Below are 26,071 nucleotides of genomic sequence, written 5' to 3'. Positions count from 1 at the left end.
CAGCGCTCGGCGCCGTCAACGGCGCTGGTCGAGCCCGCGGCCGAGCAGTTCTGAGACGATGCGAACGCGCCGCATCGTGGGGGTGTCACCGGCGAGTTGCCGGCCGTGCGCGTCGCGGAGCAGGCGCTCGAGGCCGTATTCCTCGGTGCAGCCGTTTCCGCCGTGCAGCTGGATGGCCAGGTCGGTGACCCGCGTGGCCATCTCATTGGCCCGGCACTTGGTCGGCGACACCTCGAGCGGATCGGGGAGCCCGGTGCCCACGTTCCCGGCCGCCCTCCGGATCAGCAGCCGGGCAGCCTCGACCTCCGGCACCATGTCGGCCAACGTCGGCTGGATGGCCGGCAACTCGGCAAGCGGCTTGCCGAACCGCATGCGCTCCTGCACGTAGTGCAGCCTGTGGTCCTCCGCCGTCTGTCCGATGGCCGGGCTCATCGTGGCGTCGCCGAGGCGCTCGACGGAGAATCCCTGGAACAGCTTGCGGAACCCGCCCCCTGATCGGCGGGTTCCCCTCCGGCACGTACGCCGGCTACCGGGAGGGGAAGTTCTCCCAGATCCTGTACCAGGTCATGCCCAGGGACCGCATGCTGAGCTGAGTGACATGCTCACTGGCTGAGAGCTGCCTCGCCGAGGAAGGCCCGGACGACCGAAGCGTCCGAGCGGGCCTGCTCGGCCTCCCCGCTGAACACGACCTCTCCACGGGCCACGACCACGACGTCGTCGGCGATCTCCAGGCCCAGTTCCGCGTTCTGTTCCACGACGAGCAGCGCGATGCCGGCGTCGGCGATCTCGCGCACCGCACCGAACACCGACTCCACCATCGCCGGGGCCAGACCCATCGAAGGCTCGTCCATCAGCATCACGCGCGGTGAGGACATCAGCGCCCGGCCGAAGGCGAGCATCTGCTGCTCGCCCCCGCTGAGCAGACCCGCGGCGCCGCGTCGGCGCTGCGCCAAGATCGGGAACATTTCGTAGACCCGGTCCAGTGTCTCGGCGGACTTGGCACGCGGCGCGACGTACCCGCCGAGGAGGAGGTTCTCCTCGACGGTCAGGGGGGCGAACACCCGCCGCCCCTCGGGGACGAGGACCAGGCCGTCACGCACGATCGTGTGGCCGGGACGGCCGGTGATCACCTTGCCGTCGAGCACGACCTCGCCGGAGACGGCCGGCACCAGGCCGGCGACCGTCCGCAGAGTGGTGCTCTTCCCCGCCCCGTTCGCGCCGAGCACCAGGGTGATCCGCCCCGGTGCGGCCGACGCGCTGACCCCGCGCACGGCCTCGACTTTGCCATAGCTGACGTGCAGATCCCGGATCTCAAGCATGGTTGCGCCCCCTCTTCCCCAAATACGCCTCCTGCACGGCGGGGTCGCGGACGACCTCGGCGGGAGCGCCCTCCGTCACCAGCTCGCCGGACTTCATCGCCACCAGGCGGTCGCAGGTGTCCACCATCATCGGCACGTCGTGCTCGACCAGCAGTTGCGTGAGGCCCTCGTCGCGCAGCTTCTGCATCAGCTGCGAAACCTCCCTGCGCTCGGCCTGGTTCATGCCCGCGGTGGGCTCGTCGAGCAGCAGGACCCGCGGCCGCGTCGCGAGGGCACGGGCGATCTCCACTCTTCGCGCCATGCCGTACGACAGCTCTCCCGGCCGCGCCGAGCGGACCGCGCCCAGCCCCGTGCGCTCGATCGCCTCCTCCACCGCCTCCGGCACCGCGGTGCGGCGGAACCACTGTTTCACGCCGCCTCCACCGGCTCGCAGGTCCGCGCCCAGCTGGATGTTCTCCAGTACCGTCAGGTCGGGCAGTAGCCGCACGGTCTGAAAGGTCCGGGCGACACCGCGGTGGGCGAGCGATGCCGCCGGGGTGTTGTGGTACTCCTCGCCGTCCAGCATGAGCCGGCCGCGGGTGAGCGGCACCAGGCGGGTGACGGCTGCGAGGAAGGTGCTCTTGCCTGAGCCGTTGGGGCCGAGGATGCCGCAGATCCGACCGGCCTCCAGCTTCAGCCCGAAGCCGTCGACGGCTTTCACGCCGCCGTAGTGCACCGCGACGTCCTGTGCTTCGAGGACCGCGGGCGGTGCCGCGTCTTCCGGGGTGTTCATCGGGTGCCTCCCGTCGGTACGTCCTCGCTGAGCGGCTCGAGCGGTGCGCTGTCGCCGCCGGGCTCCTCGCTGCCGGTCGCCTTCTCGGTGGCGCCGGCCACCGGCCCGCTCCGGCGCCGCATGCGGCGGTACCCGTTCTGTGCCACGCCCAGCAGTCCGCTCGGCACGTAGACCGCGGTGAGGGCGACGATGACTCCGTAGACCACGGTCTGCCAGTCGCCGACGGCCTGCAGCACCTGCGGCAGCCAGGTGAAGATGACGGAGCCGATCAGCGCGCCGGCCCACGACCTCGACCCACCGACGATGATCATCGTCAGCGCCAGGACGACGAGGGAGAAGCCCACGTCGTCCGGGGACACCGTGGTGCGCAGCAGGGCGTTCATGCCGCCGGCGCACGCTCCGAGCGCCCCACTGACCACGAAGGCCATCCGCCGCATACGGATAACCCGGATGCCGACGGACACGGCGAGCTCGGGATCCTCGCGGACCGCGTCGATGCGTCTGCCCATCCGGCCGCGCTCGGAGAGTGCGAGCAGCACGACCACCACGGCGCACACGAGGATCACCTGGCCGGTCTGCAGGGTGCTGATGGCCCCGTACAGCCCCTGCGCCCCGCCGGTCAGGGACCCGCCGTTGATGGCGACCACCGTCAGGATCAGAGTGAACGCGATCGTGGCCATGCCGAGGTAGAGCCCGTCCAGGCGGGAGACAAGCAGCGCGAGCAGGTACCCGGCCACCATCGCCACCACCATTCCGGCGCCGATCGCGGCGAAGGCGGGCCAGGAGTACCTGATGGTCATGATCGCCGCGGCGTAGGCGCCGATGCCGTAACTGCCGATGCCGGCGAACGAGAACACGCCCATGCGCAGCGGGAACTGAATGCTCAGCGCGAGCAGCAGGCTGACGAAGGTGGACTGGATCAGGATCAGATGGGCGTCGTACCAGTAGCTCACGTCCGCCGCACCTCCTTCCGGCCGAAGATGCCGCGGGGACGCACGAGCAGCATCAGGAAGATGAGGCCGAACGAGACGGCATCGACCCAGGTACCGGATGTCTGGACGAGGACGATCGTCTCGACCACGGCGAGGATCGCCGCGCCGACGGCGGCACCGCCGACCGACCCGACACCACCGAGCACGATGGCCGCGAAGGCCTTGAGGAGGAAAGCGTCACCGCTTTCCGCGGCGATCGACCCCAGGTAGTACGTCAGCAGGACGCCTGCCACACCGGCCAGGCCGCCGGAAGCGGCCATGATGGCGACCGCGAGTTTGCGGCGGTCGACCCCCATCATGGTGGCGACCTCGGGGTCCACGCCGATCGCGCGCAGGGCGAGGCCGGAGCGGGACGACCGCAGCCACCAGCCCGCGAGCCCTGCCAGGAGGCAGGCCGCAACCACGATCACGATCTGCACATTCGACAGCCGTACGAATCCCAGGTCGTAGACGTGGACCCGGAACGTGCTCTCGGAGAAGCCGAACGGCACGCTTTTGGTGACCCGCTGCGCGATGGCGAGCAGAACGCCCGCCATGCCGATGCCGCCGACCAGAATCTGCAGTTCCGCCCGCCGGTGGTCGGCCGCCCGGCGCTGGATCGGTTCGAACGCCAGCACCTGGACGAGCACCGAGATCACCGCGCCCACGACCAGTCCGATCAGGACCGCCACCGGCATGGGCAGCGCTGCCTCACGGACGATGAGATGGCAGACGAACGCGGAGAACATGAAGATCGACCCGTGGGCGAAGTTCAGGATCCCGATGGTGCCCCATGCCAGGCTCATCCCCAGCGCGAAGAGCAGATAGAGCGATCCGAGCGTGGCCGCGTTGATCACATCCTGTGCCATCGCGGCCCTCCCATTCCTGGCTCCCGGTGCCGGGAAGCGTTGTCATAGCTGCGCAGCACGAAGCTCGCACTCCTCACGGTCGTGGTGGGTCGTCGGCGGACCGGATCAGGACGAGCCGAGCGGGACCAGCGTCTCGTTGGTTCCGTCCCAGCCGGCCAGGACACCGGTGACGCGCACGTCGGTGCCGTCGAAGGTCATGGCGCCCTGGGCTCCTTCGAACCCGCTTGCGGCGACCTTCGCGAGACCCTTCTGGATCTCGGTGCGGGAGGCACTGCCCGCTTCCTTGATGCCGCGGGCGAGGAACCAGGCCGCGTCGTAGGCCTCGGCGGCGTAGTTGTTCGGCACCTCGCCGTACTTCGCCTTGTAGGCCTCGACGAACTTCTTGGTGCTCTCATTGGTGTCCAGCGCGCTGAAGTTGCTGGGCCACACCACGCCCGCGGCCGTCTTGCCGGCCGTCTTGAGGTTCCCGGCGCCCATCGAGGTCATCCCCACGATCTCGCCGCGGTAGCCGTCCTGCCGCAGCTGGGTGACGGCAACCGGGTCCTGCGGTCCGGTCAGCAGCAGAAACACCGCGTCGGGCTTGGCTTGGGCGATCTTGGACGCGTTGGAGGTGAAGTCCTGTGCGGTGACCTGGACGCCGTCGGAGCTCCGGACCTTGAACCCGTACTTGTCCGCGAGTGCCGGCACCGTCTTCTGCCCGAGCTGGGTCAGGGTGGGGTTGCCGCTGTTGAAGAGCACGGCAGCGGTCTTGACGTGCTTGCTCTTCAGGTACTGGCCGGCCAGCTGGTAGTAGGACTCCGCCGGGGCGGTGACCCGGTAGGTGTAGTTGCCCACCAGGACGCCGTCGCTGCCCGCCTGGGTGTAGACGACCGGCAGCCCGGACTTCTGGGCGATCGGGGAGATCGCCGTGGCCTGGGCGCTGGAGGCGGGCCCGAGGATGGCCGCGTACGACTTGTCCGAGATCGCCTGCGTGGCCAGGCTCGCGGCCTGCTGGGCGCTCGCGGCGCTGTCCTTGAGGTCGATCTCCAGCTTCGAGTCGCCGAGGAACTTCTGCTGGTTGATCTGCTCGACGGCCAGGTCGATGCCCTTGGTGGCGTTCGTACCCGCGAACGCCACAGCGCCGGACATCTCCTTGATGGACATGATCTTGACGGTCGACGGCAGGCCCTTGACCGAGCCGGCGTCCGTCGACGTGGGTCCACCGCACGCGGTGAGACCGGCGATCAGGACCGACGCGCCGACGGCGGCGATTCCGCCGTACCAGGTTCTGCTGTGCATGCTCATGAGTTTCTCCTAATGTACATACTAATGATATGCATCAATATCCGGGATGAGGTCACACCGTAGGGCGCGGCACGGCACTTGTCCAGATCTGCAGAGGGCACAGAACGGCGACGGTGAGTCGGCAGCAATGACCGGTTGTCCCTGTCCCGCCCTCGGGGGTCCGGAACCACCACAGTGATCGTCTGGCCAAGGCTTGCGATCACCGCTGCTCCACGTCGAGTTCGGGCCCGACGGGATCCCCGTCGGCGTCGGTGAGCCGGTGCGGCACCGCCCGTCCGGCCTCGTACACCACGAAGCTTTCGGTGCGGGACTGGTCGTTGATGCTCCGACCCGGTCGGAGCACCGGGAGCACCAGCAGGCTCAGCACTCCGAGCCCCAGCAGGACGGCGTAGCCCGCGGTGAACCCGCCGGTCAGATCCCGCAGCGCGCCCAGCAACAGGGGACCCGTGCCACCGGCGAGGAGGGACACGAGCAGGACCATGGCACTCAGGCGGCCCGCCTCGTCCCGGGTGGCCGTCGCGTCCTGCACCAGCACGAGAGCGAGGGACGAGCCTCCACCCGCACCGGTGCCGAACAGCAGGACCGCCGGAAGCGCCAGCGATGTGGGCGCCAGCACCATGACCGAGAGCCCCGCGCAGGTGCAGACAACGGTGATGGCCAGCAGCGGACGCCGATCCCGCGTGATGTCGGTCAGAGGCGGGAGGGTCACCATCGCGATGAGCTGGATGATCTGGAAAAGGGCGAACAGGCCCGCCGCCCGCTGCGCCTCGAACCCGTGCTGGACGAACGTCGGCGCGATCCATGCGACCCCGCCGTACCCGATCAGCATGTTGAGCGTGGTGAAGGCCGTCACCCAGCGAGCCGTGGGACTCCGCCAGGGGAGCCGGCCCCGCGCCCCGGACGTCCCGGACCGCGCCGCCTCCGGACGGGAGGACGGGGCGGAGGAAAACCAGGGCAGCAGAGCCGACCAGCAGACGGCGGTCAGGCATGCGGCCAGACCCCACAGCGCCAGCGCCGGACGCCAGCCGCCGAACAGCTCGGCGCTGGGTCCGGCGATCCAGGCGGCCAGCGCTATACCGCCGGCCATGGCCATGGAGTAGACACCCGTGGCGGTGCCCGGAATACGGGGCAGGTGGTGTGCGACGAGCCCCGGTATGAGCGCGGAGACACCGCCCATACCGGCCCCCGAGATCGCCGTCGAGACGAGCAGCAGCCAGGTCGACCCGATGCCGAGCCGCATGAGACCGCCGACCGCCAGCACACCGAGTAGGACGGCGGTGGCCGCCTCGGGGCCGATCCATGCGGCTAGTCGTTGCGCCACCGGCGCGAACAACCCCATGCAGATGACCGGTACCGAGGTCAGCAGTGCCGAGATCGTCCCGTTGAGCGCGAGATCGCGGCCGATGCTGTCGAGCAGGGCCGGGACAGCCCCGAAGCCGGCCCTCAGGTTGATCCCGATCGCGGTGATCGCCACCAGGAGCAGCCAGGTGGGCAGCGGCCGCCTCCGGACGGCCGCCGGCTGCCTGCTCCGTCTCACGGGTGCACGGGCACGGGCCGGCCGGCCACCTCGTGGCCGATCAGGTAGGCCAGCGTGATGCCTCGTCCGAGCGCGATGCCGGAGTTGTAGGCGGTGCCGGTGGTGGTGAGAGCCGCGACCGAACCGGCGGCGTACAGACCCGGAATCGGACGGCGTTCGGCGTCGACGACGTGACCGTCGCCGTCGATGCGAACGCCACTGGTGCCGATGCCGGTGCCGACGAAGCGGAGCCGGATGCCGTGGAACGGCGCCTTGTTTATCTCGCCGAGGACCGGCGAAGGCTTGTTCTCCGGGTCACCGGCGAACTTGTTGACGTAGTCGACGGTGCCGCGGCCGAAGTCGGGGTCGACGCCCTCGCGAGCGAAGGCGCTGAAGCGCTCGGCGGTCCTCGCCAGCTGCTCGCCGTCGATGCCGAGCTTGTCGCCCAGCTCCTGCAGGGTCGGCGCCGACTCCACCCAGCCCTCGGGGTACTCGCCGCCCGGAGCGGTGGCGGCCAGGCCGTACTTCTGCCGGTGCTGGTCGTCCCAGATGAGGAAGAAGGGCAGGTGCCGGTCGTCGGCGTCGAGCGTGCGGCGGCAGATGTCGACCCAGTAGGAGTCGTTGCAGTAGCGGTTGCCGGTGCGGTCGACGATCATCGAGTGCGGCATGGCGTACTCCGGGCCGTAGCCGAAACCGGTGCCGACCTGCGATCGCCACCCCGGCAGGATCGGCGTGGCGTTGGCCGGGATGCGGGCGAGCTCGCCGCCGACCGATCGCGCGAGCTTCAGGCCGTCGCCGCGGAGTGTCTCCGGGGCGACCGAGCCCCAGTCCTCCTCCGAGAGGCCGAGGACCTCGTGGACGAGCTCGGTGTCCCAGTCGTAAGTACTCGTCGCGAGGACGACGGGCCCGTGCAGTTCCACCACGCCGTCGGGCGTCTCCGCACGGACACCGGTCACGGCCCCGTCGTTCTGAATGAGCTCGATCACGCGGTGCTGGGTCCGGATCTCGATGTCGGGCTGCTGGAGGACTCGGCGAAGGAACGAGGCGACGACGCCGGTGCCGTAGGTCAGCGGGTCCGCCGACGAGGCCCGCTCGAACTCGGTGCCGTCGGAGAGACCGAAAGCCGGCAGACCCGCATGCGACTGCTTGGTCGCGTTTTTCTCCTCGCCCTGGTCGTCGACGTACGTCGCGCGACGGCCCTTCTCCAGCAGGTCGCGGTAGGTGGTGCCGACCGGGAAGTACGGGCTGTACCGCAGCCGCTGACGCCACTCCCCCAGCTCGGAGCCGTCGATCACCTCGTTGGTGAGGTAGCGCCCCTGGGGAAGGGCTCCGGCTGCCTCGTTGTGGTAGTCGGCGAGGCCGGGGATGACCGTCCACCGGATGGCCCCGTTGTCCTCCCAGTAGCGCATCGCGTCCGGCGAGGTGGTGAGCCAGCGCCGGAACGCCTGCTCGTCCAGGGTTTCGGGAGCGTGGTGGGATGCGACGTCCCGGATGTACGTCTCGGTGCGCTCGAGCGAATCCTCGATGCCCTCGCGGGCGGCCACATGGTTGGCGCCGCACCAGACCTGGCCGCCGGAGTACGCCGCCGCGCCGCCCACCAGGTCGGCGGCCTCGAGGACGACGGCCGGTCGGCCGTTGAGCGAGGAGGCCAGCGCAGTGGCAAGGCCGGACAGGCCTGCACCGACGATGAGCACCGGGCTCGTGGACGTGGTCATGAGATGAGACCTCCTGGCTCGAAGTCAGCATTCGATGAGCACAGTGCATATGTTGATAATCAATGTGTCAAGGTTCACAGGAGGCGTTGACCTTAACGTAATTCAATGCTCATCATTATCAGCGCGGTTGACCGAGGCCCGCTCAACGCCCACAGCCCCCTTGGAGGAGTCAATGAAGATCCCTGGCGCTCTCATCTGGGAGCCCGGTACCCGCTCCGGCTGGTCCGTGGAAGAGATCGAGCTCGACGATCCCAAGCCCAACGAGGTCAAGGTCAAGCTCGCCGCCTCCGGTATCTGCCACTCCGACGACCACGTCGACACCGGTGACATTCCGCTCGGCTGGGGCCCGATCCTCGGCGGCCACGAGGGCGCCGGCGAGGTCGTCCAGGTCGGCAGCCACGTCACCGACCTGGAGGTCGGTGACCATGTCGTCCTCTCGTTCCTGCCGTCGTGCGGCAAGTGCAGCATGTGCGTGCGCGGCCGCTCCAACATGTGCGTCCTGGGCGCCGGCACGCTCGGCGGCTTCGCCGCCGATGGCACCCACCGCGTCCACGCCCGCGGCGTCGGAGTCGGCCCGTTCTCCTACCTCGGCACGTTCGCGCCGTACGTCACCGTGTCGGTCGACTCGGCGGTGAAGATCCCGAAGGACGTCCCGCTGGAGAAGGCCGCCCTCATCGGCTGCGGCGTGCCGACCGGTTGGGGCTCCTCGGTCTACGCAGCCGACATCGACCTGGGTGCGACCGTGGTCGTCTTCGGCGTCGGCGGCGTGGGCATGAACGCTGTCCAGGGTGCTCGCCACCGCGGGGCGCGCAACATCATCGCCGTCGACCCGGTGGCCTTCAAGCGCGACGAGGCGAAGACCTTCGGTGCCACGCACACGTGCAAGAACGAGGACGAGGCCGCCGAGCTGGTCGCGCAGCTGACCAACGGCCAGGGTGCCGACGCGGTGATCATCACTATGGGCGTCGCCGACCCGAAGCTGATGCAGCCGGCCGGCAACATGGTCCACCGTGGTGGCACGCTGGTGCTCACCTCGGCCGCGAAGGTCGGCGTCCAGGAGATGGACTTCGACTTGTTCACCTTCGCCATGTCGGGCAAGCGGCTGCAGGGTTCGCTCTACGGCTCGACCAATTCGCGATACGACATTCCCCTCCTCGCCGACCTGTACCAGCGCGGCGAGCTCAAGCTCGACGAGCTCATCACCAGGACGTACAAGCTTGAGGGCATCAACACCGCGGTCCAGGACATGCGTGAGGGCCGCAACATCCGCGGCGTCATTATGTTCGACTGAGTCTGAAAAGCGCGCCAAGGAGGGGCCCGGCCGATCGGCCGGGCCCCTCCTTGGCGTCGCTGCTACCTGGAGTTATCCGTAGTGCGCAGGCCTTAGGCCGGTGGTGAAGCGGTTCTGCTGTTCGATGTACTGCCGCAGCACGGTAATCGGCGCGCCGCCCACCGGCCGGCGAAGCACGAGCCGGATCACAGCCTCTTGGCGCAATGCCGCTGGCTTAAGTTGATCTTGACGGCGTGCTCACGAGCCTACCTGGTCCCTGGGGTAGGTTGCTGATTGTGGGTCAGCGTGCGGTGTCGAGTGGACGGAAAATCTCGCGAATTCCAGTCGTAAGCCACGTATCCTCGCGGTGCAGCTGAGGTACAGCTTCCGTATCGAGCCGACGGCAGGTCAGCGGATCGCTGGCAAAGGCGTTCGGTGGCGCCGGGGTCGTCTACAACGGCGCTCTGGTGATCCGGAAGGCCCCACATGAGGCCGGGCAGCCGTGGCCGAAGAGCAGGGACCTGTCCCGGCGGCTGATCACGGAGGCGAAGAAGAGCCCGGAGCGTGTCTAGCTCGGCGAGGTCTCCGCGGTGGTGCTCCAGCAGTCCCTGCGGGACCTGGGCGCCGCCTACCGGAACTTCTTGGACTCGCTGTCCGGGAAGCGCAAGGGGCCGAAGGTCGAGGAGCCGCGGCTGAAGTCCAAGCGCGACACCCGGCAGTCCGTCCGGTTCACCGCCAACGCCCGGTGGAAGATCACCGGTGACGGGCGACTACGGCTGCCCGGGATCGGCCCCGTGCGGGTGCGCTGGTCCCGCGAACTGCCCTCCGCGCTGTCCACGGTACTCCGCTCCTGTGTCGAGGACTTGTTCAGGTCGATGGTCAAGTTCGCTTCCTCGTCACGGAGCCGGAGTCGGGCAAGCGCGAACTGACCGCGCATGCAGTTCGCGGTCTTGGGAGGTGGCGGGCGTCGCAGCGCGCTCGCTCAGTCGAACGTGATGACCGTGCGGGCGATCTTTCCGCCCGCCAGTTCCTCGTATCCTTCATTGATCTCGTCGAGCTGGATCCGTCGGGAGACGAGGTCGTCCAGGTTCAGTCGGCCCTGCACGTACAGGTCGGCGTAGAACGGGATGTCGACCTGTGGGTTCGTGGACCCCATGTCCACACCCCTCACTCCCTTCTGCTGCATCAGGATGTCGGCGAAGAGATCGAGTGACAGTCGAGATTCCGGCTGCTGCATCCCGACGACGTATGCAGTTCCGCCGAGACCCAGGACCTTGACGGCCAGCTCGAGTGTGGGAAGCAGTCCGATCATCTCGAAGGCGTGCTGGACGCCACGACCACCAGTGATCTCGAGAACTCGTTCGACGACGTCTTCTTCGTGCGAGTTGATGACGTCGGTGGCGCCGAACTTGGTGGCGAGCTCGAGCTTCTCCGGCTGGACGTCGATGGCGATGATCTTGTGGGCGCCGGCGATCCTCGCCCCCTGGACCCCGTTCAGACCGACGCCACCGCATCCGATCACGGCCACGGACTCGCCTGGTTGCACCTTCGCCGCGTGCAGCACGCTACCCACCCCGGTCGCTACCCCGCACCCCAGCAGACAGGCTCGGTCGAACGGGATCTCCTCGTTGATCTTCACGACTTGGTTCTCGTGGATGAGGACCTGCTGCGCGAAAGCGCCGAGACCCTCGAACTGTTCGATGGGCACGTCGTCGTCGGCACGCAGCCGCGGCTCCGCCTCCGGGCCGCGCACCGTGAAGCCCTTGTTGCGACACCGGATTGGTGCGCCCATGCGGCACTCGACGCAGCGACCGCAGTACAGGACCGGGCATGCGGTGACGTGGTCTCCAGGGCGGAGCCCGGTGACGTCGTGTCCCACGGCCTGAACAACGCCGGCGAGCTCGTGCCCGAGCACCAGTGGCATCGGGAAACCGAAGTCGTGCGTGCGGATGTGGTCGTCGGAGTGGCACAGTCCGCTCGCCTTGACGGCGATGAGGACTTCACGGCCATCGGGTGCGTCGATCTTGACGTCGCGGACCTCGAACTGCCCGCCGACTCGTGCCAGTACTGCAGCCTTCATTGCTCTTCTCGCTCCTGGCTCTATGCGCTTCGCTGGATGAACTTGGGTTCGAGGTATGCGGTCAGGCCTTCGACCCCACCCTCGCGACCGATCCCTGACTGCTTGAAGCCACCGAAGGGCTGGAACATGCAGGCGAACCAGCCATTGATGGACATCTGACCGGTGCGGATCCGCCGAGCGATGCGTTCGGCGAGCTGCGTGTCCTTCGCGTAGACGGCGCCAGACAGCCCGTACGGCGAGTCGTTCGCCATGTCGATGGCCTCTTCGAGCGTGTCGTACGGGATCACGCAGACCACCGGACCGAAGATCTCCTCCTGGGCGATACGCATGTCGTTGGCAACATCCGCGAAGATGGTGGGCGCCACGAACCACCCCTTGTCGAAACCCGCCGGGCGGCCCCCACCGGTGATGAGCCGAGCGCCTTCGGCCTTGCCGATCTCGATGTATTCGAGCACTCGGTCGAGCTGCCGCCGGGCGACGAGCGGTCCCAGGTCGGTCTCCGGGTCACTCGGGTCGCCGACCTTGAGGTTCTCGTAGAAGGGCACAAGCACGTCGAGCAGCTCCTGCTGGCGCTCCCGCGGAACGATGACCCGCGTGATGGCCGCGCACACCTGACCGGAACTCACCACGCCCGCGAAGCCCAGCGTTTCCACGACCTCCGTCATCGCGATGTCATCGGCGATGATCCCCGCGGACTTCCCACCGAGCTCGAGCGAGACCCGCGCGATGCGTTCGCTGCAGATGCTCATGATGCGACGGCCGGTTGCCGTGCTGCCCGTGAACGAGACCTTGTCCACTGCCGGGTGGCTGACGAGGTACTCGCTCACCTCGCGATCTGCCGGCAGCAGGCTGACGACGCCCTCGGGCAAGCCTGCGGCCTCGAGCGCCTCCGCAAGCAGCATCATCGCGACCGGGCCCTCAGGAGCCGCCTTGATGACGACCGTGCAACCCGCCGCGAGCGCGGGCGCCGACTTGAGGCAGGCGATGTCGACCGGGCCGTTCCACGGCACGACCGCGGCCACCACGCCAACCGGTTCGTGCACCAGCGTGCCGCTCCCCCCGGCGAAGGGACGCTCTTGTTCGAACTCGAACGTCTCCAGCAGCTTGGCCGCCTCGGTCCAGGCATCCATCGCCTCGGTGTTGAACTCGTGGCTGATCGCCGTCGGCGCGCCGATCTCGGCCGAGAACGCAGCGACCATGGCGTCGTACCGCTTCTCGATCTCGGCCCGGACACGCAGCAGCGCTTCCGCACGCTCGGCCGGTCGCATCCGGGGCCAAGGACCCTCGTCAAAAGCCCGCCGCGCGGCCGCAGCCGCCGCATCAACGTCTTGCACGGATGCCTCAGGGACGCTCGCCAGCCACTCTTCGGTGCTCGGCGAGACCACGTCGATCACCTTGTCAGTTGCGGGTTTCACCCACTCGCCACCGATGAACAGGCGGTCGAAGCTCCTGAGTCGCGGCGAGCCGATCTTGGTCACAGTCATCTCATCTCTCCCAACAGCGACTGGGCTCAGGCCAGTCGGTAGCCCCGGTAGTTGTCCTCGGCGACGTCGTTGCACCGTTCGCGGTAGGCGTCGAGCCCGCCGGCGTAGGGCATGAACACGCGCGGCTTACCCGGGACATTGGCGCCGAGGTACCACGAGCTGCCCTTGGTCAGGAGGGTCTGGTCAGCCACCTCGTTCACGTGCTGGATCCACTCCTCCTCGAACTCAGGAAGTGCCTCGGCAGTCTCGAAGCCCCGGCTGCGGAGGTAGGCGATGTGCTCATCGATCCACTCCACGTGCTGCTCGATCGACATGACCACGTTGGTGAGAACGCTGGGGCTACCAGGCCCGGCGATCGAGAACAGGTTCGGGAATCCCGCGATGGACACTCCGAGGTATGTGCGCGGGCCCGCCTCCCAGTGGTCGCGGAGACTGGCACCGCCACGGCCGCGGATGTCGATCTTGAGGATCGCGCCGGTCATCGCGTCGAAGCCAGTGGCAAAGACGATCGCGTCGAGTTCGTACTCCCCCTGGGTGGTCGCGACGCCGTGCCTCGTGATCCGGCTGATCGGTGTCTCACGAACGTCGACCAGGTGGACGTGCGACAGATTGAAGGTCTCGTAGTAGTTGCTGTCGACGCACATCCGCTTGCTCCCCACCGGGTAACCACGCGGCTTCAGCCTCTCGGCAACCTCTGGATCGGCGACGATCTCTTCGATCTTGTCGTGGATGTAGTGGGCCAGCTTGTCGTTGGCCTCCTGGGAGGTCGCGAGGTCGGCGAACGCGTCCTGTATCGCGAAGCTGCCGAGCGTCCAGTGCTCGTCGAAGATCTTCTTGACGTGCGCGGCGTCAGCACCGACTGCCAGTTCGTCCCGACCATCGGTCGGCAGACCCGACGCGGTGCGTCGCATGCGCTCTCGGATCGCGGGGAATCTTGCCTTGACCTCGGAGAGGTACTCGTCGTCCAGCTCATGGTTGTTCGCTGGAACGCTGAAGTTGGGCGTGCGCTGGAAGACCAGGAGCTCCTTGGCGTGCTTCGCGATCTCGGGGATGACCTGGATCCCCGACGAACCAGTGCCGATCACGCCGATCCGTAGGTTGGTGAAGTCGACGTACTCGTGGGGCCAGTTGCCCGTGTGGTAGGTCGGGCCGGCGAAGTCGCCGATGCCCTCGAACTTCGGGGTCGTCGACTCGGAGAGGCTGCCGGTGGCGAGGATGCAGAAACGCGCGTGCGTCGTCTGCACGCCGTCCGGTCCTGTGGAGGTGATCTGCCACTCGTTGGCCTGCTCATCGAACGTCGCGGAGTTCACCGTCGTGTTCAGGTGGACGTCGGGACGCAGCTCGAAGCGGTCGGCGACGTGGTTGAGGTAGGCCAGGATCTCGCCTTGGGCCGGGTAGCGCGTCGTCCAGTTCCACTCCTGGTCGAGCTCGGGGTCGAACGAGTAGGAGTAGTACGGGCTCTCGACGTCGCACTTCGCCCCTGGATACCTGTTCCAGTACCACGTGCCGCCGACTCCGTCCCCGCGTTCGAGGACGATGGCAGTGAGTCCCTGGTCCCGGAGCCGCTTCAGCATGTACAGGCCGGCGAATCCGGCGCCGACGATGACGGCGTCTGCTCGTCGTGGTGCAGTCATTTCTTCCGCTTTCTCCATTCCGTGGGCGTCGCCGCGTGATCCAGTGACGACGAGGTTCTGACTCAGCGATCAGTCGTGAGGAGAGGCGTGACCGTCCGACTGGTGAACTGCCATTTCCCGTTGGTCCGCGCGTACGAGTCCTCGTAGCAGACGAAGACCTCGGGTTTGGTGCCGTCAGGCATGAGGGAGAAGGAGTGGCAGTAGACGCGCCCGGTTGCACGGTCCCCAGCGAGGTCGACCAGATGATTCATCATCAGGTGGATGCACCCGTCCATCTCGTCGATCATTCCCGCGAACATCTTGCGGAGAGCGTCAGTTCCGGCAACCGCCTCCGGGGCGCCGAGGGGGCGCATGTCGAACACGCCGTCGCGGGTGAAGAAGGTGAGCAGGTCATCGAGTCTGAAGTTGTCGATGGCCCACGCGTACTCGTGGTTGAGTCGCCTGATCTGCTCCAGGTCTGAAGCCTGCGTCGTGGTCATCGCAGGACCTTCTTCCCCGCCGTCTGCTGCTCGTCGCCGGCGTCGTGCGCAGCGGCGAACGTCCCCAGGTGTGCGTACGCCTCCGGACGCTTGAGCTTCAGCACCATTCCGTAGACGAGCCCAGCCCCGAAGAGGCCCAGCATGGCGAAGCCGATCACCAACGCGGCGGTCTTCCCGGAGACCAGCAGGGGGAAGTTGATGACCACGAGGACGAGCAGCGCGAGCAGCGCGAGTGCGGTGAGGGTGGGAGCGATACGGCTGTTCCACACCCGCGTGTCGAGCTTCGTGCGGGCGAAGAACATCACGATCGAGACCGACGTGAGCGCCATGAGGGCGATGATGCCGAGCGCGCCGGCGCCCGACATCCACACGTAGAAGTCCAGGTAGGGGTCGACGCCCGTGAACAGCGGGATGGCGATGAGGGCGAGGCAGGTCACACTCACCACGAGCGAAGAGCGCGACGGCGACCCGAGGACAGGGTGCGCCTTGCCAAGCCACTTGGGGGCGACGCCGGACTTGCCGAGGTTGAACTGGCAGCGAGCGGTGACGTTGTGGAATGCGAGCGCACAGGCGAACAGGCTGGTGATGATGAGGACCTGCAGCAGGTCGCCGAACACGGCCCCCACGAAGGTCGCCGCCTGATGGATGATCACGAACTCCGGGTCAGCCAGTGCGGCGGCGATGGCGCCGTCCGGCCCGGTGCCCATGACGACGACCCAGCTCGTGAAGATGTAGAAGATCGCGACACCGACGAGCGCCGTGTAGGTCGCACGCGGCACGGTGCGCTCCGGGTCCTTGGACTCCCCGCGGAAGACAGTGATGGCCTCGAATCCGAAGAACCCAATCGCCGCGAACATCACGCCGATGCCGAGGGTGTCGCCATGGATCAGCGTGGCATGGAACGGACGCGCGCTCAGCCCCTGTGCTCCGCCTTGGACCAGGGTGAAGACGTTCATGATCAGGATGAAGGCGATCTCGATCCCCACCAGGATGAAGAGCACCTTCACCCCGAGGTCGATGTTCCGGAAGCCGATGGATCCGATGATCGCCACCTGGAGCAGCGACCAGGCCCACCACGGCGAGTCCAGGTCGGTGTAGCTCTGGACGAGGTTGCTGATCAGCAGGCCGCTGTACACGTGGATCGAAGCGACCATCACGACGTACGAGCAGACCGTCAGGATCGCGGACGCCACTCCGGGGACTCGGCCCAGTCCGGCCTGGATGTAGGTGTAGAAGGCTGCGGCTCGTGGCACGAACTTGCTGACGGCCACGAAGCCGACGGAGAACAGGATGAAGAACGCGCCTGCGAGGACGTAGTACACCGGGAGGATGTAGGTCTCGGTGAGCAGCAGCATGATGGGCATGCTGGAGGCGATGACGCCCAGCGGCGCGGCTCCTGCGACCACGATCATGACGATGGCCGCGACGCCCAGGTTGCCCTTGAGCTCGTCCTGCTCCTCGTCCAGTCCGCCCGCAAGAGGCGCCAGCGCCGTGGCGCTGCTGTGTTTCATGACTGAGTCCTTAGGTGGTCGGGCGGTTCCGGCTCACCACCTCGTTCGTGGCTGCAAGATCCACTTGTTTTTCGGCCGAAGGTGGCCATGGATGTTTCGCGTCAGTCCGAGAATGAGCAGCGACCTCAGCCGGGAAGCTGCGTGAACACGTGCCGCTCGATCTCCTCGGCGACGAAGTCCATTGCCTGGACGCTGCCGGGCAGGACGTTCACCATCGTGAAGAAGCCGTGCATCTGATCGAGGAACTCGCGGTGGCTCACCGGCACCCCAGCGTCCTGGAGGGCGCGGGCGTAGGCGGTCCCTTCGTCCCGCAGCACGTCGTGGCCCGCCGTGACCACGACGGTCGGCGGAAGACCGGACAGGTCCTCCGCCCGCAGGGGAGAGACCTCCGGGTCCCGCCGGATCTCGGGAGGCGCGTAGTGGTCGAAGAACCACTGCATGTCAGCCCTCGTCGGCTCCAGCTGATTTTCCGGGGACGTGTAGGACGGCGTGTCGAAGTCGCAGTCGGTCACCGGGTACAGCAGCACTTGCATCGCGATCGCCGGCCCGGAGCGACGGGCCCGCTGGCAGACGACGGCCGCCAGGTTGCCGCCTGCGCTGTCCCCCGCGAGGATGAGCGGCACGTCGGCCCCTGCGATGCCGTCCAGGTTCGCCGCGACCCAGGTCGTCGCCTCCCAGGCGTCCTCGAGCGCTGCGGGGAACGGGTGCTCCGGCGCGAGCCGATAGTCAACGAGGACGACCGCACACCCGGTGGCGCGGGCCAGTTCCCGCCCCAGTGTCTCGAACTCGTCGATCCGGCCCACGACCCATCCGCCCCCGTGCAGGTAGACGATGACGGCTCGTGGGTTCTCGTTCGGAACCAGGACGTGGACCGGGATCTCCCGCCCCGCGGCGCAGACCTCGCGCCGCTCCGCTCGGAGCATCTGGGGACCGGCGCCGAACATCTGCTTCATGTCCGCCATGAGCCCGCGCGCCTCAGCCGGCTCCAACTCGTGCAGCGCCGGCGCACCGCTCGCCGCCATGTCCGCGACGAGCGCCGCTGTCGCTTCGTCAAGTGCCATGAGGAGGCCCCCCTTCGCCCTGGTCCCGGCATCTCCGCCGGCGACTCGTGGGAGCGACTATGACTGCCGTCACATGGGCCGTACCATCGGGAAGGGATACGTATCTACGTACGTAGAAGCCCTCGGAAACCGGAGTAGGGGGCGGTCACAGCCCTGAGTACGGGCGGCGGGGCCGGCTCGCCTCGTCCCGTCCGTCGTCAACTCGCTCGAACAGGGTCGCCACCTGGGTTCGCGACGTGAATCCGAGCTTCTTCAGGATGTTCTCCACGTGTGTGTCCGCCGTACGGTGGGCTATGACGAGTTGTGCGGCGATCTGTCGGTTGGTTCTGCCCTGGGCCACCAGAAGGGCGACCTCTCGCTCACGAGGGGTGAGCGGCCAGCGGGCGAGCGGATCCGTGACGTCCCTGACTGTCGGGTCCTGCTCGACCAGAGCGTAGGAGACGGCTTCATCCGGAGACATGCGGCGACCGATCTCGAAAGAGCTCTCGAAGGCCGCTGGGCCGACGCGTTCGCGTGCCCGGGCCACGTACTCGGAATGCCAGCCGAGCATGCGCTGGTAGTTGACCAGGTGTGGGACCAGCGGCTCAGGCATGGCTTCACTCGCACCCAGGAGCTGGGCCGCTCTGTCGGCATCGCCCTGGTCCAGGGCGGCCCATGAGAGAAGCTCGACCGCTACGTTCATGCCGAGGTGGTCCTGGATCGACCGCTTCCTCGCCAGAGCGTCTCTGAGGACAATCGCCGCGTCGTGCGGACGTCCGTCGAGGAGTGCCGCCAGCCCGAGGTGTGTGAGCGCCCAGGAGAGGAGCAACTGCTCGTCGCCCGCCTCCGAGAGTGCCCTCGCCTCTTCGAGGATCGGCGCCGCGTGTGCGGGGTTCTGGGCGTGGCACAGCGCCGAGCCGAGCTCTCCCAACGCCGTGGCCAGGTGCGGACTGGGTTCGCTGAGCTGCCGCTGAAGTGTCACGGCCTCCTGCAGGTCTGAGATGCCGTCGTCGATCTGGCCGGCCACCACCTCGGCGAAACCTCTCGCCATCACGGCGTGGGCCAAGCCCGGTCTGTCCTCGAAACGTAGGGCCAGATCGCAGCCCTCCTGGGCGAGGGCCAGGCTCCGCGAGACGTCGCCGTCGACGGCTGTGACGACGGCGTTGACCCACAGGGCACCGACTCGTTCGGGACCGGAGAGCTGGTCGGCCGCCAGCAACCGGTCCAGCCAGCGTCTCCCCTCGCCGGGCAGTCCCCGGCTGACCCAGTGCGCCCACAACGCGCTCGCCAGCCGCAGCCCGGCGCCCACTTCTTCCGGTGACTCCAGACAGAACTCGAGCGCGGCCCGTAGGTTGGCCTGCTCGCTGGCCACGCGCTCGATCAGAGCAGGCTGTTCCGGGCCGAACCAGCCCTCCTCCAGCGAGATGGCCAGCTCCAGGTAGTGGTCGCGGTGGGCGAGACGGACGGACTGTGCTGCGTCGCCCAGCACCAGGAGGCCGTACCGGCGAATCGTCTCGAGCATGCGGTATCGGATGCCGTCGAACGTCACGACCGACCTGTCGACGAGCTCGGCCAAAGCCGCGTGCAACTGGTCTTGCGGGAGTCCCTCGGACCGGCACACTTGTTCGACGGCGTCGAAGTCCGCTCCGCCACGGAAGACCGACATGCTGCCCCACAGCTCCCTGGCGCTCGTCGAGCAGAACTCGTAGCTGTGGTCCAGGCTGGCTCGCAGCGAGCGTTGGCGCTCTGGCGCGGCTCTGCTGCCAGACGTAGGGACCTGCAATCGTTCCTGGACCTGCCGCAGCAACACGTCGATCGGGAAGTGACGGGTCCCCGCAGCGGCCAGCTCGATGGCCAAGGGCAGACCATCGAGCTGCCGGCAGAGGTCGATCACCTTCTCCTCGTCCGCCAGGCGTACGCCAGTCCCAGGCGACGCCGACTCCGCCCGATCGACGAAGAGCGCTACTGCCTCGTACACCGTGGCAGCAACGCTCGGCTTCGGGTACTGACCCGGCTCAGGCAGCGACAGTGGCGGCACGGCGAACCGCGACTCCCCCCTGACTCCGAGAGGGGTCTGGCTGGTGGCCAGGACACTGACGTGCGGACATCTTCCGAGCAGCTCCGCTGCCAAGGAGGCGCACTCGTGAGCCATGTGCTCGCAATTGTCGAGGACGAGCAGCACCCGCCGGTCCCCGAGAAACTCCACCAGGTCGTCGACCCGGGTACCCGACCGACCCGCGCTCCCCATGACCGCCAGGACAACAGCAGGCAGCAGGTCGGGTTGGGTCAGCTCGTCCAGGGCCGTCACCCAGACGCCGTCGGTGAAACCCACGCGCGCCCTCCGCGCGACCTCGAGCGCGAGCCGGGTCTTCCCGACGCCGCCCGGCCCGGTCAGGGTCACGAGTCGGGAGGAACCGAGCAGGCCACGGACCTCCGCGCTCTCCGCTCGTCGGCCTATCAGCCTCGACGTCTCCTCCGGGAGGTTGCCCGCTCGCCTGCGGTCAGACCTGCTCGCGGGAAGCCCTTCGAGGGTGCGGATCGCGGTTCTCGGTGGGGAGGAGTTGCCAGTGGTCATGCTCATGCCCCTAGTTCTCTGGTTCGGCCCCACTCCCCCGCGGTGAACGACCTGGTCAAACTGCAGACCCTAGCGGAGCACCAGCCGCCGAGAGGCCGCAACGGTAGCCGAAGACTATGGCGGGCCCGAGCGTGCCGCCAGCCCCTCCGTAGACCATGCCGGTGGGCGCGGCCATGGCGTTTCCTACGGCCCACAGACCCGGGATCACTGCGTCGTCCACGTCGAGCACCTCGCAGTCCACTGTGGTTCGCGGGCCTCCCTTGGTGCCGAGCGCGCGCAGTTCCTTCCACCGTTTGATCGTCGCGTTGAGCTCGTCGGCGGGCAGCCCGAGCATCTCTGCGAGCTCGGAGACGGTATCGGCACGCTGGATCCACGAGGGAACCTGGTCGCCCGCCTGGAAGCCGTAACCGCCGTACTGGTCGGCAAAACCTTGGTCGAAGACCGAGGCAGCGTGCGCTTGCGCTGGACGAGCTGGACGCCGTGCCCGAAGTACTGCTCCCCTCCGAAGCCGGGGATCGTCACGACTGGGACCCACCAGGCCTCGCGCATCGCGCCGAGGCGGGCCCCGACCTTCATCGCCATCCGCAGGCCGTCACCTGTGTTCGTGGGTGCGCCGGGCGGGGGTGGTGAAGGGGTCCGCGCAGGAAGTCACGCACCAGACCGGGGTCGCGCTCGAAGCCGCCAGTCGCGATGACCACCCCGCGCCTGGCACGTACCTCGGTGCCTCCCTCGAACCGGACGCCGACCACGCGACCATGCACGACCAGTCGACCGGGTGGAGCGTCGACGCGAGACACCCGTCAGCGGCGGCACCGGCCCTCACAGCATCAGTGAGTCACGACGGCGAGAGCCTGGAGCTCGACACGTGCTCCGGGATGGGCCAGCCCATTCACGCCGATCGCCGTCCACGTCGGCGGCGTCTCGGCGTCGAAGGGCTCACCCCGGCCGTCCGCGAACAAGCGCACTTCGGACAGGTCGGTGTGATACGTGATGACCTGCACCACGTTCCGTAGTGCGGCTCCACCCTCCGCCAGGACCTGCTCGAGGCTGTCGAGGATGAGGGCGGTCTGCTCCTCGACACTCTCGGGGACATTTCCGTCCGGGCCTCTGCCGATCAGTCCAGAGACGAAGATCAGGTCCCCCACCCTGATGCCCGGCGAGTAACCGAAGGAACGGGCGGACTCGTCCATCCAGGACGGCGACAACCGAGTGAACATTGCGCCTCCTCCTAGCCGCGCTGGGCGAGCTCGGCCGCGACCTCTGCAGCGGCGCGCTCGCCGGCCTGCACCGCGCCGTTCAGGTGGTTGGACCAGGTGTCGGCGGACTCGGATCCGGCCCAGTGAATGGGACCGATCGGAGCGCGCAGAGCCTCACCGCACTGGGTCAGAAGGCCCGGGGGCGCCCAGCCGAGGCAGCCACTGATGTATGGCTCGTGGAACCAATGGGTCTCCCCGACCCCGAGCGGGATAGCGGCCTCGGGCCCGTACATCCGGACGAGGTTCTCGAGCAACCGCGCCCGACGGGCCTCCGGGTCGTCGAGGACGTCGTGGGAGATGTTGAAGCGCTGACCCTCGCCCAGCAGACGTATCATGGCGCCCAGGACCCCGACGCTGCCGTCGGGGGGTGACGCGTCGACGACGGTGTGCGGGCCTCCCTCATCGCTCGACGCGAATCCCGTCAGCGCCGGACGGTCCGACGTGGACTCCCTCCAGAAGGGACGCTCGTAGACGAGCATCGTCTTGATGATCGAGGCGCTGAACCACGCCCGGTGCAGCTGTTCGCGTCTGGTGGTCAGTCCCGGGGCGAAGTGGATGCGTCGCGCGTCCGCGGGACTCATCGCGATGATGGCCCTGCGCGCGGTCACCACCTCATTTGCGCCTTCGACCCTGACCCCCTCTGCATCCCAGCTGATCCGGTTGACCGGCCAGCCGAGGCGGACCCTGGATCCCAGCTCCTCCGCCACGCGGGCAGGGATCTGACCGGCACCACCGACGAACAGCTCATCCAGCTCGGTCTCGAAGACACCCCACCCTCCGCAGCTGCTCACGAAGGCCGCCATCGCGAGCATCGACAACTGACTGGCTGCTGCCGCCGAGGTCTTGAAGCGCCGCGCCAACGCCAGCCGCACCGCTGGGTCCGCGGTCTGCTCGTCGATCCAGTTCTCCACACTCATGGCATCGAGCCTGCCCGCCTCGGCGGAGGACCACGGCGCCGACGGATCCACGTGGTCGCAGAGCGACTCGAACTTCTTGAGTGCGCGGGCGAGCTCGTCTTGGGCAGCACCCTCGAGCTCGGGCTCGTGCGGCTCCGAGTACCGCATCTCCCCCTCGAAGTAGCGCACGATGCTGCCGGGGGCGCCTGTCGGGTAGGTCGAGATTCCGTAGGCCTCTGCCAGTCCCTTGAGGTGGTGCTGCCCCGGCCCGGTGAACATGCCTCCGGCGTCAACAGGCACGCCCGCCACCGATCGGAGATGGCACTTCCCACCGGGCTCGTCGCGGGCCTCCAAGACGATGGTGCTGTCGACCCCACTCGCCACCAGACTGCGCGCGGCAGCCAGACCCGACAATCCGCCGCCGATCACCACGACGTCACATTCGTTCCCCACCGGAGACCCTCTGCTTCCTTCTGGATTCCGGGCCCTTGCGGCCCGAACCGGACGCTAGTGGCGTGCTCACGAAGGGTCAAGATTTTTCTTCGTATCTATGCACAGGAGTTCGTATATACGAACTAGCTGATCTGGATACGTGGCACCCGAACGCAGGGTTGTGAGCTGTTGGCTCACGAGTGTGCAGGAGAGCGCGTTGGCGTGCGTGAGTGAGTGCAACGCCCCGCACGGACGGGACGTCCTCGCCGCCCGGGTGGCGTTCGCGCACCAGGGCGAGCAGTGGCGCGACCGCGTGTGCGCGCACCGGGCCATCGCCTACCGCATCCACGAAGACGTGGTGCAGGGCCGCTGGTACCTGACCGCCTCCTGGACCATCCCACCCGCCACGTCCTGCCCTTGGAGGCGGTCCGGGCGGGCGGGATGGTCGGGGTGGACATGAACGCCGACCACCTCGCCGCCTGGCGTCTGGACCGGTACGGCAACCCCCTTGGTGCCCCCGCACCTTCGCCTACGACCTGACCGGCATCGCCCCACACCGCGATGCCCAGGTCCGCCACGCTCTCATCCGCCTCCCGCACTGGGCCAGGACGCAGGGTGGGGCGATCGTCGTGTAGGACCTCGACCTCACGGCGGAGACGACCCGAGAGAAGCACGGGCGGCGTAAAGGCTTCCGCAAGCTGATCTCCGGCATGCCCGTCGCCCGGCTGCGATCCCGGCTGGTGTCGATGGCGGCCAAACTCGGCATTCCCCTGGTCGCGGTCGACCCCGCCTACACCTCCCGCTGGAGTGCCCAGCACTGGCAGAAACCCCTCACCAGCACCACCCGCAAGCCCACCCGCCACCAGGCTGCCGCCGTGGCCATCGCACGACGCGCCCTGGGTTTTTCGATCATGCGTCGGACGGCACCGCCCCCACCCGACCGGAGTGATCGTGCGGGGCATCGGACCGTCCAGGCCCGACCGGACATCCCGTGGCGTGAGGGACACCGCCCTCGTATCCCCGGACCACGGACACGATCCGCCGGCGCCGGACACGGAGAGAACGCGGTCGACCAGGACGCCCAACACCGTTCGGGGCGCCCGGCTGAGCACACGTCCTGGCAACAGGACTCACTCACGCTCAGTCCCTAGGAACGTCGCAAACCCACGCGTGGCTTGTGTGCAGGCAGCGCCGCGGTCTGGCGGTTGCTCGGCGTCCGGGATCGCTCGTTCGGCGGGTGTTACAGAGTTAGACCAAGCATTCGGTCTTACCGGTGCCCGCCATCGGTCGAGCACATCGCATGGAGGAACCTCAGTCCTCCGACCACCTGAGCTCAGAGATCCGAGACACCAGGAGGTCCGCCAACTTCTTGGCGTTCGGCTTCATACGGCTGGCAGGACCGACCAGGGTGACGGCAGCGATCGGTGAGCCGGCGCGATCGAGAATCGGCGCGGAGATGGCGTGTTGCCCCGGCTCCTCGTGAGGAGTGAGTTCCGCATACCCCAGCTTGCGGATCCGTCGGAGTCTGCGGGCGAAGGCTTGCTTATCGACGTCGCCGAAGGGGCCAGAGGTGTGCTGCTCGTGGCCCTCGATGTCGCCCAAGCCGCGCTCAGAGAAGGCGAGAAGCACCAGGCCCCCGGGTGCATGGTGCATCGGAATGCGCTCGCCGACCTGCGCGACGAAGCGCACGCGATTCGCGCCCTCGGCAGCGTCTACGATCATGACCACGCCCTCGCCGGGCAGTTCCACCGTCAGCACGGCCGTCTCCCCGGTGGCCCGCGCGAGAGACGCCAGGACGGGCGCGACGATTGCGCGCAAGCGCGCAGACGGGCGCACCTGACTGGCGAAGGCGAACGCGCTGGCACCTAGCCGATACTCGTCTTCAACACAGTCGACCCAGCCCAGCCCGCGCAATTGTCGCAGAAGCTCAGTGAGCGTGCTTGGAGCGATGCCCAACTGCTTGACGAGCGCCGTGTGGGTGGTTCGTCCGTTCGGGTTCGCGAGGTACTCCAGAGTTCGCATGGCCCTGTCGACTGCGGTCATCAGCCCCAGACTCTCCGTGTCGTCCCGCGTACCGGCGGAACGTTAGCACGCACCCGCGGCGCCTCTGCGAGCAACCATGTGCCCGCGTACCTGCTCGTTGAGATAGCGGAACTGGGCATCGCGGTCCGCATGCTGGCCGCCCTCCAGCGTCTTGGCGTTCGCATGCAGGCTGAACTCTTCCTCCCGCAACAGGTCGGCGACGGTGTCTGCACTGACTTTGTGCCCGGCCCGGGCCAGCTCCCGCGCGAGTGTGCGGGTCGACTTCACCGTCCACCGCAGCGGCGACATCGGATCACCCCGCTCGTCCGGCTCGACCAGCGCCAGCAGCGCGGGCCGTAGCCCGGGATCGAGGTCCGCGACCCGCTTGCGGCCCCCGCCCGGCCGCCGCACCCGGCCCAACGGCTCCTCTCCGGCCTCCAGCTCGAACACGCCCTTGCGGACCGTCGTCTCACTCACCGCAGCCGCCCGCGCGACTCCCCTGATACCGCCATACCCCAGCACCCGGGCCTCGGCACCCATCAGCAGTCGCCGCTGCCGCTCGTCCAGATGCCGGAACAACACTGCGAACTTCTCGGCGAGTTGGCCGCAGGCCTCATCCTGGATGCGCATACCACGTCAACGAGCCCCGGAACGGGAAGCAACACGTTGATTCTCTGCAAGCCCTTAGCTTGGCGTTTAAGGTCCGCCCGTGGTCAGCTTGTTGAGGTGATCACGGTCTTCGTTGTTGTGCAGACAGCAGGGCGGCCTTTGCGTGATCATGTCTTCTCGCTGAAGTCGACGTTGATCACAACAAAGGCCGTGAGAGTGAGTCTGCTGGACGATGCCGCCCACGTCGAGTCCCTGACCGTGTTGTCCCGGTTCCGGACCGACTTCTATGCCTGTCTGCCTGCCCGCGCGGATGCGCTGTTCGAGTTGACCGACGCGT

21 protein-coding genes and 4 pseudogenes are annotated in these 26,071 nt (G+C 67.8%); 4 read left to right on the top strand and 21 right to left on the bottom strand.

Annotated features, from left to right (window positions below; genetic code table 11):
- Positions 1 to 15: 15 nt before the first annotated feature.
- From BZY54_RS11725 to BZY54_RS11690, 8 genes and pseudogenes are all read right to left on the bottom strand, one after another.
- Positions 16 to 480 (bottom strand): annotated as a pseudogene (locus tag BZY54_RS11725) (acyl-CoA dehydrogenase family protein); the annotation flags it as partial.
- A gap of 122 nt (positions 481 to 602) precedes the next feature.
- Positions 603 to 1,319 carry an ABC transporter ATP-binding protein gene (locus tag BZY54_RS11720; protein ID WP_086725108.1) on the bottom strand — a complete coding sequence of 239 codons (717 nt, stop codon included), beginning with the start codon at positions 1,317 to 1,319 and terminating at the stop codon, positions 603 to 605.
- Positions 1,312 to 2,091, bottom strand: a complete 780-nt coding sequence (locus BZY54_RS11715) for an ABC transporter ATP-binding protein (RefSeq protein ID WP_086725107.1) — start codon at positions 2,089 to 2,091, stop codon at positions 1,312 to 1,314. Before BZY54_RS11715 ends, BZY54_RS11720 begins: the two co-directional genes overlap by 8 nt.
- A complete protein-coding gene (locus tag BZY54_RS11710; RefSeq protein WP_086725106.1) occupies positions 2,088 to 3,044 on the bottom strand; it encodes a branched-chain amino acid ABC transporter permease in 957 nt (318 codons plus the stop codon). Before BZY54_RS11710 ends, BZY54_RS11715 begins: the two co-directional genes overlap by 4 nt.
- Positions 3,041 to 3,931 carry a branched-chain amino acid ABC transporter permease gene (locus tag BZY54_RS11705; protein ID WP_086725105.1) on the bottom strand — a complete coding sequence of 297 codons (891 nt, stop codon included), beginning with the start codon at positions 3,929 to 3,931 and terminating at the stop codon, positions 3,041 to 3,043. The genes BZY54_RS11710 and BZY54_RS11705 overlap by 4 nt, the downstream gene beginning before the upstream one ends.
- A gap of 105 nt (positions 3,932 to 4,036) precedes the next feature.
- Complete coding sequence (locus tag BZY54_RS11700; protein WP_086725104.1) at positions 4,037 to 5,215, bottom strand: ABC transporter substrate-binding protein; 1,179 nt, start codon at positions 5,213 to 5,215, stop codon at positions 4,037 to 4,039.
- A 199-nt stretch (positions 5,216 to 5,414) separates the two neighbouring features.
- A complete protein-coding gene (locus tag BZY54_RS11695; protein WP_086725103.1) occupies positions 5,415 to 6,752 on the bottom strand; it encodes an MFS transporter in 1,338 nt (445 codons plus the stop codon).
- Positions 6,749 to 8,446: an FAD-dependent oxidoreductase gene (locus BZY54_RS11690; RefSeq protein ID WP_086725102.1), complete on the bottom strand. Its 1,698-nt coding sequence runs from the start codon at positions 8,444 to 8,446 to the stop codon at positions 6,749 to 6,751. Before BZY54_RS11690 ends, BZY54_RS11695 begins: the two co-directional genes overlap by 4 nt.
- 172 nt (positions 8,447 to 8,618) lie before the next feature.
- Here BZY54_RS11690 and BZY54_RS11685 point away from each other — a divergent pair, with 172 nt between their 5' ends.
- Together BZY54_RS11685 and BZY54_RS55030 are read left to right on the top strand one after the other, a co-directional pair.
- Positions 8,619 to 9,737 carry an NDMA-dependent alcohol dehydrogenase gene (locus BZY54_RS11685; RefSeq protein WP_086725101.1) on the top strand — a complete coding sequence of 373 codons (1,119 nt, stop codon included), beginning with the start codon at positions 8,619 to 8,621 and terminating at the stop codon, positions 9,735 to 9,737.
- Between the two features lie 569 nt (positions 9,738 to 10,306).
- Positions 10,307 to 10,645, top strand: a complete 339-nt coding sequence (locus tag BZY54_RS55030) for a hypothetical protein (protein WP_086725100.1) — start codon at positions 10,307 to 10,309, stop codon at positions 10,643 to 10,645.
- A 53-nt stretch (positions 10,646 to 10,698) separates the two neighbouring features.
- Here BZY54_RS55030 and BZY54_RS11675 read toward each other — a convergent pair whose 3' ends face one another.
- The 11 genes and pseudogenes from BZY54_RS11675 to BZY54_RS11630 form a co-directional block, all read right to left on the bottom strand.
- A complete protein-coding gene (locus tag BZY54_RS11675; RefSeq protein ID WP_086725099.1) occupies positions 10,699 to 11,796 on the bottom strand; it encodes a Zn-dependent alcohol dehydrogenase in 1,098 nt (365 codons plus the stop codon).
- Between the two features lie 20 nt (positions 11,797 to 11,816).
- The gene (locus BZY54_RS11670) at positions 11,817 to 13,280 is read right to left on the bottom strand and encodes an aldehyde dehydrogenase (RefSeq protein WP_086725098.1); all 1,464 of its coding nucleotides are present in this window, start codon (positions 13,278 to 13,280) and stop codon (positions 11,817 to 11,819) included.
- A gap of 26 nt (positions 13,281 to 13,306) precedes the next feature.
- The gene (locus BZY54_RS11665; protein WP_086725097.1) at positions 13,307 to 14,914 is read right to left on the bottom strand and encodes a flavin-containing monooxygenase; all 1,608 of its coding nucleotides are present in this window, start codon (positions 14,912 to 14,914) and stop codon (positions 13,307 to 13,309) included.
- 62 nt (positions 14,915 to 14,976) lie between these two features.
- Positions 14,977 to 15,393: a nuclear transport factor 2 family protein gene (locus BZY54_RS11660; RefSeq protein WP_086725096.1), complete on the bottom strand. Its 417-nt coding sequence runs from the start codon at positions 15,391 to 15,393 to the stop codon at positions 14,977 to 14,979.
- Positions 15,390 to 16,904: an APC family permease gene (locus BZY54_RS11655; RefSeq protein ID WP_086725095.1), complete on the bottom strand. Its 1,515-nt coding sequence runs from the start codon at positions 16,902 to 16,904 to the stop codon at positions 15,390 to 15,392. The genes BZY54_RS11660 and BZY54_RS11655 overlap by 4 nt, the downstream gene beginning before the upstream one ends.
- 125 nt (positions 16,905 to 17,029) lie before the next feature.
- Positions 17,030 to 17,965, bottom strand: coding sequence for an alpha/beta hydrolase (locus tag BZY54_RS11650; protein ID WP_086725094.1), 936 nt, complete (start codon positions 17,963 to 17,965; stop codon positions 17,030 to 17,032).
- Positions 17,966 to 18,110: 145 nt separating this feature from the next.
- Positions 18,111 to 20,525, bottom strand: coding sequence for an ATP-binding protein (locus BZY54_RS11645; protein ID WP_086725093.1), 2,415 nt, complete (start codon positions 20,523 to 20,525; stop codon positions 18,111 to 18,113).
- Positions 20,526 to 20,574: 49 nt separating this feature from the next.
- Complete coding sequence (locus BZY54_RS52185) at positions 20,575 to 20,853, bottom strand: FAD-binding protein (RefSeq protein WP_086725092.1); 279 nt, start codon at positions 20,851 to 20,853, stop codon at positions 20,575 to 20,577.
- 143 nt (positions 20,854 to 20,996) lie between these two features.
- Positions 20,997 to 21,122, bottom strand: a pseudogene (locus tag BZY54_RS55345) (hypothetical protein); the annotation flags it as partial.
- Between the two features lie 224 nt (positions 21,123 to 21,346).
- The gene (locus BZY54_RS11635) at positions 21,347 to 21,736 is read right to left on the bottom strand and encodes a Rid family hydrolase (protein ID WP_086725091.1); all 390 of its coding nucleotides are present in this window, start codon (positions 21,734 to 21,736) and stop codon (positions 21,347 to 21,349) included.
- Between the two features lie 11 nt (positions 21,737 to 21,747).
- Positions 21,748 to 23,124: a flavin monoamine oxidase family protein gene (locus BZY54_RS11630; protein ID WP_086725090.1), complete on the bottom strand. Its 1,377-nt coding sequence runs from the start codon at positions 23,122 to 23,124 to the stop codon at positions 21,748 to 21,750.
- A 217-nt stretch (positions 23,125 to 23,341) separates the two neighbouring features.
- On the opposite strand from BZY54_RS11630, the pseudogene BZY54_RS52175 reads away from it, so the two are divergent.
- A pseudogene (locus tag BZY54_RS52175) lies at positions 23,342 to 24,254 on the top strand (IS200/IS605 family accessory protein TnpB-related protein); the annotation flags it as partial.
- 160 nt (positions 24,255 to 24,414) lie between these two features.
- Here BZY54_RS52175 and BZY54_RS11620 read toward each other — a convergent pair.
- Together BZY54_RS11620 and BZY54_RS11615 are read right to left on the bottom strand one after the other, a co-directional pair.
- Positions 24,415 to 25,146: an IclR family transcriptional regulator gene (locus BZY54_RS11620; RefSeq protein ID WP_086725089.1), complete on the bottom strand. Its 732-nt coding sequence runs from the start codon at positions 25,144 to 25,146 to the stop codon at positions 24,415 to 24,417.
- A 78-nt stretch (positions 25,147 to 25,224) separates the two neighbouring features.
- Positions 25,225 to 25,755 (bottom strand): annotated as a pseudogene (locus BZY54_RS11615) (ISAzo13-like element transposase-related protein); the annotation flags it as partial.
- A 96-nt stretch (positions 25,756 to 25,851) separates the two neighbouring features.
- Here BZY54_RS11615 and BZY54_RS11610 point away from each other — a divergent pair.
- Positions 25,852 to 26,071, top strand: a 220-nt coding sequence (locus BZY54_RS11610; protein ID WP_341868682.1) for a hypothetical protein, incomplete at its 3' end; no start/stop codon positions are given.

Source organism: Streptomyces carpinensis, from assembly GCF_002154505.1.
Lineage (GTDB): Bacteria > Actinomycetota > Actinomycetes > Streptomycetales > Streptomycetaceae > Streptomyces > Streptomyces carpinensis.
The sequence above is the reverse complement of the archived record's forward strand: the minus strand, read 5'-3'. Positions and strand labels throughout refer to the sequence as shown.

Coding starts and splice junctions, on each gene's coding strand:
- BZY54_RS11720 (WP_086725108.1), bottom strand. CDS start 1,319: ATGCTTGAGATCCGGGATCTGCACGTCAGCTATGGCAAAGTCGAGGCC.
- BZY54_RS11715 (WP_086725107.1), bottom strand. CDS start 2,091: ATGAACACCCCGGAAGACGCGGCACCGCCCGCGGTCCTCGAAGCACAG.
- BZY54_RS11705 (WP_086725105.1), bottom strand. CDS start 3,931: ATGGCACAGGATGTGATCAACGCGGCCACGCTCGGATCGCTCTATCTG.
- BZY54_RS11700 (WP_086725104.1), bottom strand. CDS start 5,215: ATGAGCATGCACAGCAGAACCTGGTACGGCGGAATCGCCGCCGTCGGC.
- BZY54_RS11690 (WP_086725102.1), bottom strand. CDS start 8,446: ATGACCACGTCCACGAGCCCGGTGCTCATCGTCGGTGCAGGCCTGTCC.
- BZY54_RS11685 (WP_086725101.1), top strand. CDS start 8,619: ATGAAGATCCCTGGCGCTCTCATCTGGGAGCCCGGTACCCGCTCCGGC.
- BZY54_RS11675 (WP_086725099.1), bottom strand. CDS start 11,796: ATGAAGGCTGCAGTACTGGCACGAGTCGGCGGGCAGTTCGAGGTCCGC.
- BZY54_RS11670 (WP_086725098.1), bottom strand. CDS start 13,280: ATGACTGTGACCAAGATCGGCTCGCCGCGACTCAGGAGCTTCGACCGC.
- BZY54_RS11665 (WP_086725097.1), bottom strand. CDS start 14,914: ATGACTGCACCACGACGAGCAGACGCCGTCATCGTCGGCGCCGGATTC.
- BZY54_RS11660 (WP_086725096.1), bottom strand. CDS start 15,393: ATGACCACGACGCAGGCTTCAGACCTGGAGCAGATCAGGCGACTCAAC.
- BZY54_RS11655 (WP_086725095.1), bottom strand. CDS start 16,904: ATGAAACACAGCAGCGCCACGGCGCTGGCGCCTCTTGCGGGCGGACTG.
- BZY54_RS11650 (WP_086725094.1), bottom strand. CDS start 17,965: ATGGCACTTGACGAAGCGACAGCGGCGCTCGTCGCGGACATGGCGGCG.
- BZY54_RS11645 (WP_086725093.1), bottom strand. CDS start 20,525: ATGAGCATGACCACTGGCAACTCCTCCCCACCGAGAACCGCGATCCGC.
- BZY54_RS52185 (WP_086725092.1), bottom strand. CDS start 20,853: ATGCTCGGGCTGCCCGCCGACGAGCTCAACGCGACGATCAAACGGTGG.
- BZY54_RS11635 (WP_086725091.1), bottom strand. CDS start 21,736: ATGTTCACTCGGTTGTCGCCGTCCTGGATGGACGAGTCCGCCCGTTCC.
- BZY54_RS11620 (WP_086725089.1), bottom strand. CDS start 25,146: ATGACCGCAGTCGACAGGGCCATGCGAACTCTGGAGTACCTCGCGAAC.